The sequence below is a fragment of the Pseudomonas sp. B2021 genome (assembly GCF_018135665.1).
Taxonomy (GTDB): domain Bacteria; phylum Pseudomonadota; class Gammaproteobacteria; order Pseudomonadales; family Pseudomonadaceae; genus Aquipseudomonas; species Aquipseudomonas lactis.
The window spans coordinates 1-6,129 of the sequence record NZ_SMOF01000006.1; the positions used below are offsets into that span (position 1 = coordinate 1).

General features: G+C 56.5%; 1 protein-coding gene. It reads right to left on the bottom strand.

Going from position 1 to position 6,129, the window contains the following annotated elements:
* Positions 1-6,129 (bottom strand): immunoglobulin-like domain-containing protein (locus tag E1K68_RS27290; protein WP_346344428.1); only part of this gene is annotated, 6,129 nt, incomplete at both ends.

The window sequence follows — 6,129 nt, forward strand, 5'->3', positions numbered from 1 at the left end:
TCAGCGTAACGGTGGTGGTGTTATCGGTACCCGGTGTGTCCGTAACGGTGGTGTTCACCGCTGTAGTGCCAGGGACCAGGTTTTCAAAGTGCTCGCCGCCAGTGACGCCCTTGATGGCGGTGGTGACGGTTTGATCGCCCTTGTACACGTCATCCGGTGCCAAGACCGAAACAGTGCCGCTGGACTGGTTCACACCAATGGTGATGGTTTGGCCGTTATCCAGGGTGACGGTCAACGGGTTGGTGATGTTAGTCACCGGCGCGCCGTTTTTATCCACAAGGCTGGCGGTGTAAACGATATTGCCGCCTTCACCCACGGTAGTCGTGGCGGTCAGGACCACATCGACTTTGTCGATGGTGTCGTTGATCGTGGTCGTTGCGCCGTTGCCTGCAACTTCCAGTTTTTCGAAGTTGCCGCCAGTGGTTTCGGTGATCTGGACGGTCTGCGTGCTCTTATCGATGAACACATCATCGGTAGGTGCAGGCACGGTCACGGTGCCGACGGTCTCGCCAGCTTTGATGGTGATGTTTGACCCGTTGTCGAGTTTCAGCGTGACGTCGGTACCGGCCTTATTGCTCAAGGTCGCGGTGTAGGTGATCTGGCCACCTTCGTTAACGGTACTTGGCGCAGTCAGCGTAACGGTGGTGGTGTTATCGGTACCCGGTGTGTCCGTAACGGTGGTGTTTACTGCCGTCGTGCCAGGAACCAGGTTTTCAAAGTGCTCGCCGCCAGTGACGCTCTTGATGGCGGTGGTGACGGTTTGATCGCCCTTGTACACGTCATCAGGAGCAAGAACCGAAACGCTACCGCTCGATTGGTTTACGCCGATGGTGATGGTTTTACCGTTATCCAAAGTGACGGTCAGCGGGTTGGTGATGTTAGTCACCGGCGCGCCGTTTTTATCCACAAGGCTGGCGGTGTAGACGATGTTGCCGCCTTCACCAACGGTAGTGGTGGCGGTCAGGACCAAATCGACTTTATCGATGGTGTCGTTGATCGTGGTGGTTGCACCGTCGCCTGCTACTTCGAGTTTTTCGAAGTTGCCGCCAGTGGTTTCGGTGATCTTGACGGTTTGGGTGCTCTTGTCGATGAACACGTCATCGGTAGGTGCAGGCACGGTCACGGTGCCGACGGTGTCGCCAGCTTTGATGGTGATCGAAGAACCGTTATCCAGCTTCAGGGTGACGTCAGTACCGGCCTTGTTGCTCAAGGTCGCGGTGTAGGTGATCTGGCCACCTTCGTTAACGGCACTTGGCGCTGTCAGCGTAACGGTGGTGGTGTTATCGGTACCCGGTGTGTCCGTAACGGTGGTGTTTACTGCCGTCGTGCCAGGAACCAGGTTTTCAAAGTGCTCGCCGCCAGTGACGCCCTTGATGGCGGTGGTGACGGTCTGGTCGCCTTTGTACACATCATCCGGTGCAAGAACCGACACGCTAGCGCTGGATTCATTCACACCAATGGTGATGGTTTGGCCGTTATCCAGGGTGACGGTGAGCGGGTTGGTGATGTTAGTCACCGGTGCGCCGTTTTTATCCACAAGGCTGGCGGTGTAAACGATATTGCCGCCTTCACCCACGGTAGTCGTGGCGGTCAGGACCACATCGACTTTGTCGATGGTGTCGTTAATCGTAGTGGTTGCGCCATTGCCCGCAACTTCGAGTTTTTCGAAGTTGCCGCCAGTGGTTTCGGTGATCTGCACGGTTTGGGTGCTCTTATCGATAAACACGTCATCGGTAGGCGCAGGCACGGTTACAGTGCCAACAGTGTCCCCAGCCTTGATGGTGATCGACGAGCCGTTATCCAACTTCAAGGTAACGTCAGTACCGGCCTTGTTGCTCAAAGTTGCGGTGTAGGTGATCTGGCCACCTTCGCTCACTGCGTTTGGCGCAGTCAACGTGACAGTCGTAGTGTTATCGGTACCCGGTGTGTCAGTTACAGTTGTAGTGACTTTATCGGTCCCTGGAACCAAATTCTCGAAGTGCTCGCCGCCAGTCACACCTTGGATGGCGGTAGTGACGGTCTGGTCGCCTTTGTACACATCATCCGGTGCAAGAACCGACACGCTAGCGCTGGATTCATTCACACCAATGGTGATGGTTTGGCCGTTATCCAGGGTGACGGTGAGCGGGTTGGTGATGTTAGTCACCGGTGCGCCGTTTTTATCCACAAGGCTGGCGGTGTAAACGATATTGCCGCCTTCACCCACGGTAGTCGTGGCAGTCAGGACCACATCGACCTTGTCGATGGTGTCGTTGATCGTGGTGGTTGCGCCGTTACCAGCAACTTCGAGTTTTTCGAAGTTACCGCCGGAAGTGTCAGTGATCTTGACGGTCTGGGTGCTCTTATCGATGAACACGTCATCGGTAGGCGCAGGGACGGTTACGGTGCCGACAGTGTCGCCCGCCTTGATGGTGATCGACGAACCGTTGTCGAGTTTCAGCGTGACGTCGGTGCCGGCCTTATTACTCAAGGTCGCGGTGTAGGTGATCTGACCACCTTCGTTCACTGCGCTAGGCGCGGTTAGCGTGACCGTCGTGGTGTTGTCAGTACCCGGTGTGTCTGTGACGGTGGTGTTCACCGCCGTCGTGCCAGGAACCAGGTTCTCGAAATGTTCGCCGCCCGTCACGCCTTTGATGGCAGTGGTGACAGTTTGGTCGCCCTTGTACACATCATCCGGCGCCAAGACGGAAACAGTGCCGCTGGACTGGTTCACACCAATGGTGATGGTTTGGCCGTTATCCAGAGTGACGGTGAGCGGGTTGGTGATGTTAGTCACCGGGGCGCCGTTTTTATCCACAAGGCTGGCGGTGTAGACGATGTTGCCGCCTTCGCCAACGGTAGTAGTCGCCGTCAGGACCACATCAACCTTGTCGATGGTGTCGTTGATTGTGGTGGTTGCGCCGTTACCTGCGACTTCTAACTTCTCGAAGTTGCCGCCAGTGGTTTCGGTGATCTGCACGGTTTGCGTGCTCTTATCGATAAACACGTCATCGGTAGGGGCAGGTACTGTCACGGTGCCAATGGTTTCGCCGGCTTTGATGGTGATCGACGAGCCGTTATCCAATTTCAGCGTTACATCAGTGCCCGCTTTGTTGGAAAGCGTAGCGGTGTACGTGATCTGCCCACCCTCATTCGCCTCGGTCGGAGCCGTCAGCGTTACGGTGGTGGTGTTGTCGGTGCCTGGGTTATCGGTGACAGTGGTGTTCACTGGCGTAGTGCCAGGGACCAGGTTCTCGAAGTGCTCGCCACCAGTCACGCCTTTGATGGCGGTGGTGACGGTCTGGTCGCCTTTGTACACGTCATCCGGCGCAATGGTGGTGATGGAGCCGCTCGACTGATTTACACCGATGGTGATGGTTTGGCCGTTATCCAGAGTCACGGTCAGCGGATTGGTGATGTTAGTCACCGGCGCACCGTTTTTATCCACAAGGCTGGCGGTGTAAACGATATTGCCGCCTTCGCCGACGGTGGTGGTGGCAGTCAGAACCACATCGACTTTGTCGATGGTGTCGTTGATCGTGGTGGTTGCGCCGTTACCTGCGACTTCGAGTTTTTCGAAGTTACCGCCGGAAGTGTCAGTGATCTTGACGGTCTGGGTGCTCTTGTCGATGAACACGTCATCGGTAGGCGCAGGGACGGTCACAGTGCCGACGGTTTCGCCGGCCTTGATGGTGATCGACGAACCGTTGTCGAGTTTCAGCGTGACGTCGGTGCCGGCCTTATTACTCAAGGTCGCGGTGTAGGTGATCTGGCCACCTTCGTTCACTGCGTTTGGCGCGGTCAACGTGACAGTCGTAGTGTTATCGGTACCCGGTGTGTCAGTCACAGTTGTAGTGACTTTATCGGTCCCTGGAACCAAATTCTCGAAGTGCTCGCCGCCAGTCACACCCTTGATAGCGGTGGTGACGGTCTGGTCGCCCTTGTAGACGTCATCCGGCGCTACCGTGGTAACGGTGCCACTCGACTGATTCACACCAATGGTGATGGTTTGGCCGTTATCCAGAGTCACGGTCAGCGGGTTAGTAATGTTGGTTACTGGCGCACCGTTTTTATCCACAAGGCTGGCGGTGTAAACGATATTGCCGCCTTCGCCGACGGTGGTGGTGGCAGTCAGAACCACATCGACTTTGTCGATGGTGTCGTTGATCGTGGTGGTTGCGCCGTTGCCTGCGACTTCGAGTTTTTCGAAGTTACCGCCGGAAGTGTCAGTGATCTTGACGGTCTGGGTGCTCTTGTCGATGAACACGTCATCGGTAGGCGCAGGGACGGTTACGGTGCCGACGGTGTCGCCAGCTTTGATCGTGATCGAAGAACCGTTATCCAACTTCAGGGTGACGTCAGTACCGGCCTTGTTGCTCAAGGTCGCGGTGTAGGTGATCTGGCCACCTTCGTTTGCTTCGGACGGAGCCGTTAGTGTAACGGTAGTAGTGTTATCGGTGCCCGGAGTGTCCGTCACAGTCGTGGTGACTTTATCGGTGCCAGGCACCAGGTTCTCAAAGTGCTCGCCACCGGTCACACCCTTGATAGCGGTGGTGACGGTCTGGTCGCCCTTGTAGACGTCATCCGGCGCTACCGTGGTAACGGTGCCACTCGACTGATTCACACCAATGGTGATGGTCTGACCGTTATCCAGCGTAACGGTGAGCGGGTTGGTGATGTTAGTCACCGGTGTACCGTTTTTATCCACAAGGCTGGCGGTGTAAACGATAGTGCCGCCTTCGCCGACGGTGGTGGTGGCAGTCAGAACTACATCGACCTTATCGATGGTGTCGTTGAACGTGGTAGTCGCACCGTTGCCCGCAACTTCCAGTTTTTCGAAGTTGCCACCTGTGGTTTCGGTGATCTGAACGGTCTGCGTGCTCTTGTCGATGAACACGTCATCAGTCGGTGCAGGCACGGTCACGGTGCCGACAGTATCGCCAGCCTTGATGGTGATGCTTGAGCCGTTATCCAACTTCAACGTGACGTCAGTACCGGCCTTATTGCTCAAGGTCGCGGTATAGGTGATCTGGCCACCTTCATTTGCTTCAGAGGGGGCGGTCAGTGTCACAGTGGTGGTGTTATCGGTGCCCGGAGTGTCCGTTACAGTTGTAGTGGCTTTATCGGTACCTGGAACCAGATTTTCAAAGTGCTCGCCACCGGTCACGCCGCTGATAGCAGTAGTGACGGTCTGGTCGCCTTTGTAGACATCATCCGGGGCGACGTTGGTAACGGTGCCACTCGACTGATTCACACCAATGGTGATGGTCTGACCGTTATCCAGCGTAACGGTGAGCGGGTTGGTGATGTTAGTCACCGGCGCACCGTTTTTATCCACAAGGCTGGCGGTGTAAACGATAGTGCCGCCTTCGCCGACGGTGGTGGTGGCAGTCAGAACCACATCGACCTTATCGATAGTGTCGTTGATGGTGGTGGTCGCACCGTTGCCTGCAATTTCCAGCTTCTCGAAGTTGCCGCCAGTAGTCTCGGTGATCTTGACTGTCTGGGTGCTCTTGTCGATAAACACGTCATCAGTCGGCGCAGGCACGGTCACGGTGCCAACAGTGTCGCCTGCCTTGATCGTGATCGAAGAACCGTTATCCAGCTTCAACGTAACGTCGGTCCCCGCCTTGTTGGAAAGCGTAGCGGTGTACGTAATTTGCCCGCCCTCATTCGCCTCGGTCGGCGCAGTCAACGTCACGGTGGTGGTGTCGATCGAATCGGTGATCGTGGTGACTGCCGGTGTGGTACTCGGCACCAGGCTTTCAAAATTGCCGCCAGTCGCGCTGGTAATGGTGGTGCTGACCGTGCTGCCGTTGACATAGACATCGTTGGGCGCCGTGTCTACGACCACGCTGCCGACGGACTCGCCGGCCTTGATAGTGATCACCGAGCCATTGCTCAAGGTGACGTTCACCGGGGTTTGTGCCGGGTTGGTCAGCGTGGCGGTGTAGGTGATCTGACCGCCTTCGGTCACGGTCGAACCTGCGGTCAGGGTGACCGTGGTGGCATCGATCGAATCAGTAATGGTGGTGACTGCCGGCGTGGTGCTCGGTACCAGGTTTTCAAAGTTGCCGCCGGTTGCGCCGGTGATAGTGGTGCTGACGGTCGAACCGTTGTTGTAAACGTCGTTGGCCGGAGTATCGACCA